At 33.6% G+C, this 3,256-nt stretch carries 6 protein-coding genes; 1 reads left to right on the forward strand and 5 read right to left on the reverse strand.

The window, feature by feature from the left end:
• Nucleotides 1–164: 164 nt before the first annotated feature.
• The gene (locus tag U473_RS11275; protein WP_068726421.1) at nt 165–383 is read left to right on the forward strand and encodes a VanZ family protein; all 219 of its coding nucleotides are present in this window, start codon (nt 165–167) and stop codon (nt 381–383) included.
• Here U473_RS11275 and U473_RS11280 read toward each other — a convergent pair.
• The 5 genes from U473_RS11280 to U473_RS11300 all read right to left on the reverse strand — a co-directional run bounded on the left by U473_RS11280 (nt 380) and on the right by U473_RS11300 (nt 3,230).
• Nucleotides 380–1,276, reverse strand: a complete 897-nt coding sequence (locus U473_RS11280) for a nucleotidyl transferase AbiEii/AbiGii toxin family protein (protein WP_068726423.1) — start codon at nt 1,274–1,276, stop codon at nt 380–382. The genes U473_RS11275 and U473_RS11280 overlap by 4 nt on opposite strands.
• Complete coding sequence (locus U473_RS11285; RefSeq protein ID WP_068726425.1) at nt 1,276–1,872, reverse strand: type IV toxin-antitoxin system AbiEi family antitoxin domain-containing protein; 597 nt, start codon at nt 1,870–1,872, stop codon at nt 1,276–1,278. Before U473_RS11285 ends, U473_RS11280 begins: the two co-directional genes overlap by 1 nt.
• Nucleotides 1,873–2,056: 184 nt before the next feature.
• Nucleotides 2,057–2,362, reverse strand: coding sequence for a nucleotidyltransferase domain-containing protein (locus U473_RS11290; protein WP_068726426.1), 306 nt, complete (start codon nt 2,360–2,362; stop codon nt 2,057–2,059).
• Complete coding sequence (locus U473_RS11295) at nt 2,359–2,760, reverse strand: nucleotidyltransferase substrate binding protein (protein WP_068726428.1); 402 nt, start codon at nt 2,758–2,760, stop codon at nt 2,359–2,361. The genes U473_RS11290 and U473_RS11295 overlap by 4 nt, the downstream gene beginning before the upstream one ends.
• A gap of 92 nt (nt 2,761–2,852) precedes the next feature.
• Nucleotides 2,853–3,230 (reverse strand): plasmid pRiA4b ORF-3 family protein, encoded by a 378-nt coding sequence (locus U473_RS11300; RefSeq protein ID WP_068726430.1) that lies wholly within the window; start codon nt 3,228–3,230, stop codon nt 2,853–2,855.
• Nucleotides 3,231–3,256: the final 26 nt, after the last annotated feature.

A 3,256-nucleotide genomic window follows, 5' to 3' on the forward strand; every position in this document is an offset into this window, starting at 1 on the left:
TGGGAAACTTCTTTCGGAGGGAAGTTAAAAATAGTACAATTATTTATTTTTCTACAATAGCAAACAAATTTCCTGCTAATTTCGACAAATTTTACACTACAAAATTTATTATTACGGTTTATGTATAAGTTCATTGCGAATTAGGAGGGGAACAGGATGATTACATGGGGGCCAGTTCTGATTTGGTCGGAGAAAAATGGGTGACCTTTTTCATCTCATTTCTTTATGCGATGAGTGATAAATATCATCAATCTTTAACAGGTTTTCGTGATGGCCGGTGGTCAGATGTAGTAATCTATAGTATTGGTATGATTATTGCCCTCATCACGTATTCATTGGTTCCGATTAGATATAGAGAGAAAGCAACAAAAGGGGTCGGTTAAACATATTTTCGCTCTTTAGAACTCCATGTATCAAAGAACTCATCTTCGCTGATTATTGCCATAAAAGGCGGCAACGTAAAATCAATAATGACGCCAATAACAGAATCAAGACTTTTTTCAAACTTCAATACTTTTTTACAGAAGTTGTTCCACCGTTTTTGAATTGCATCGTCCTTAACTAATTTTGATATTATAGCAACAGAATCTTTTTCATATGGTGTACCTCGATTAGAAAGAGTTTCGTAAATTGCCTCTTGTAATTTTCTACCTTCAAAGTCAAATGTCGTCGCCAGATAATAAATATCGTAGAAATCCTTCATACGACCTGTAGCTTCCATTAATGATATGATGGCATCTAATTTTTCAGCCACAGTAGACTCTAACGAATATGTTAATACTTCAGGCTTTTCAAACTCAGAAAGAACAACCGGTAGTTTTCTTTTTACTGCCGATGGAACAATAATATCTCCGACTCCAAAATCAATGCTAAAAGGTGTCTTGGTATTTCCAATTAAACCAATTAGATTAACTCGGATATCATGGTACTCTTTTATTTCACTAATTACTTCTAACCCTCGAATCTCAAACCTAATAAAATCATTTTTGCTAGGTGTGGAAATAACTTTACCAACTAGTATTTCTATCGAATGTAAATCAGTTGAATGATTCTTTAAAAGATAATCTGCATCAACTGTTGGCCTAGTTGTAAATTCGCTGATAGTATATAGAAGAAATCCGCCTTTGAGAATCAGATTATCTCTGTATTTCGATTGTGATAACCTTCGTATAAACTCTTCTTGGCAAAAAAGATTCAATAATTGTTGAAGTTGAATACCTTTTTCTTTTGATTTGTTCTTTAACTTAGCTAAAATTGATGCTGCGATATCAGCCATTATATCCACACTCCAATATAGGTTTGAACCTTATTTTTGATATTAAACAATTCAGCGTACTCAAACAGTTTTGTTATATTTTTCTTTTGATCTTTAACATAACGTTGGATTGCATTGTTAAAAACTTCTTTCTCAAGTTTGTTCTCATAACGAAGAACATCACATATGGTCCGATCACGGGTAAAAATCTTCACCGTAACACCTTCAATTTGAATGGTATCAAGACCAACATCTAAAAATTTTGGTTCTAAATAAAAAGGCTCTATTAGAGGGTATTCGATTTTATACTGGCTTTTTTCGCTATCTTTATCAACCGCTATCTGCCAAGCGGAGGGTATTCGATCGGTATAGCCGTAATGAATTAGTGCGCTTTCAAGAAAAATGACTGCATGAGGAAATAGCCGCGCTATAACGGCTTCCTCTGGATTAATATTATTTGATAGTTCATAATATCCCTGCTTGATTTTAGTAAGTACATTTTCTTCAAGAAGTTTTTTAATATGACGACTTGAAAGCCCAATAGCATTAAGTTCTGATGTTTTAAGTACGCCTCCATGCTTATTAAATTCATTTTTAATAACATCTATATTAATCATTTTTGCACCTCAATATCCGCTTTCTACTTCGCAAAGCGGGTAATTTAGTGCAATTTTATCATATTACTTAGCCAAAGAGCAAGATTGTAGATTTAAAAAGTAGACCCCTTTTGGGAAGTATTGGAATTAAGCAACGAATAAAGCTTTATAACGTGGCCTTTTTCATGTCATTTCTGAATGGTTTTTAACAACTATAAAAGCACTTTGCATATTTGTCTATATGATCCTTTAATGGCCTATGTTTTAAAGTTTCGTAATGAATAATGTCAAAATAATAGGGTAAAGGTAATTCTTCGTTTAATAATACACTCAAATGGTTAATTATCTCTTGCGTCAACTGAGAACCATATATAACTAGATCAACATCAGATCCATTTTTGTAATTACCCATGGCACGACTTCCAAAAATAGACGCTTTTTCAATCTCTGGCCACCTTGATAAAGCTCCAATAATTAAATTCATACTTTTCTCTGGTATCCCAAACTTCATCTTTTTGCTCCTAAGTCACGATATACCTGTGTTATAGCTGCGTAATAACTATCCTTAATCTTCATTACTGCCAATTGAAAACGCTCTTCGTCGTAAGTATGGGCTAATAAATTTTGTTTTTCCAACATATCCATCCATGTTTCACCATCCTGAATAAGACCATAGTGAAATGATGATTTTATTACTTCTCTTGGAAAGGTTACTAATACTTCTTCAGATTCTAAATAATCCTTTAGTGTTTTCCATGCCAATTCTAATGTATACTCAAACCTTTGAATCAAACCTTCTTTCTCAAGCACGCTAAGATTATCAAAATCTTGTATAGCTAAGTCAAATTGACGATAGGCTTTTTCAAAGTTTTCAAATCGCTGACGCCACCGATTTTCCTTTAAGTTCATTATTATCATACTCCCACATTTAATTTATTTATCAAATTTTATCACATTATCAATAACATGGGAAAACAATTGACTTATCACCCTATTCTTCTCTACATCTTAATTTTTCTGTTCAATTTCTCAATATCGAACTCATCATACCCTTGACTTTTCCCCCATACTATCATATCGTCATGCTCTGGATGATCTTTATTAGCTATAATTTCAAGAAATTCTTCGTAACCGGATTCTCCACCTACATCTTCAGGAGGTGTGTTCCCCTCACCTTCATAGCAGACAGGATAGTTTTTGTCATAATTCTCGATCACCTTTTCCACCTCAATATAATGCTGCCAATTATCTCCAAAATCATAATTATATTTTAGCCTTTTATACTTAGGGATATATTCTGAAAGTCGGATACCTTTTTCATGCCTCATCTCTATATCATTGGGATAGGCAAAAGCTTCCTCATCAGAAACCAAGTTCATAACAGGCGTGAACTACCCGCCACCTA

This window comes from Tepidibacillus decaturensis, assembly GCF_001561915.1.
Classification (GTDB): domain Bacteria; phylum Bacillota; class Bacilli; order Tepidibacillales; family Tepidibacillaceae; genus Tepidibacillus_B; species Tepidibacillus_B infernus.

Coding starts and splice junctions, on each gene's coding strand:
- U473_RS11275 (WP_068726421.1), top strand. CDS start 165: ATGGGGGCCAGTTCTGATTTGGTCGGAGAAAAATGGGTGACCTTTTTC.
- U473_RS11280 (WP_068726423.1), bottom strand. CDS start 1,276: ATGGCTGATATCGCAGCATCAATTTTAGCTAAGTTAAAGAACAAATCA.
- U473_RS11285 (WP_068726425.1), bottom strand. CDS start 1,872: ATGATTAATATAGATGTTATTAAAAATGAATTTAATAAGCATGGAGGC.
- U473_RS11290 (WP_068726426.1), bottom strand. CDS start 2,362: ATGAAGTTTGGGATACCAGAGAAAAGTATGAATTTAATTATTGGAGCT.
- U473_RS11295 (WP_068726428.1), bottom strand. CDS start 2,760: ATGAACTTAAAGGAAAATCGGTGGCGTCAGCGATTTGAAAACTTTGAA.
- U473_RS11300 (WP_068726430.1), bottom strand. CDS start 3,230: ATGAACTTGGTTTCTGATGAGGAAGCTTTTGCCTATCCCAATGATATA.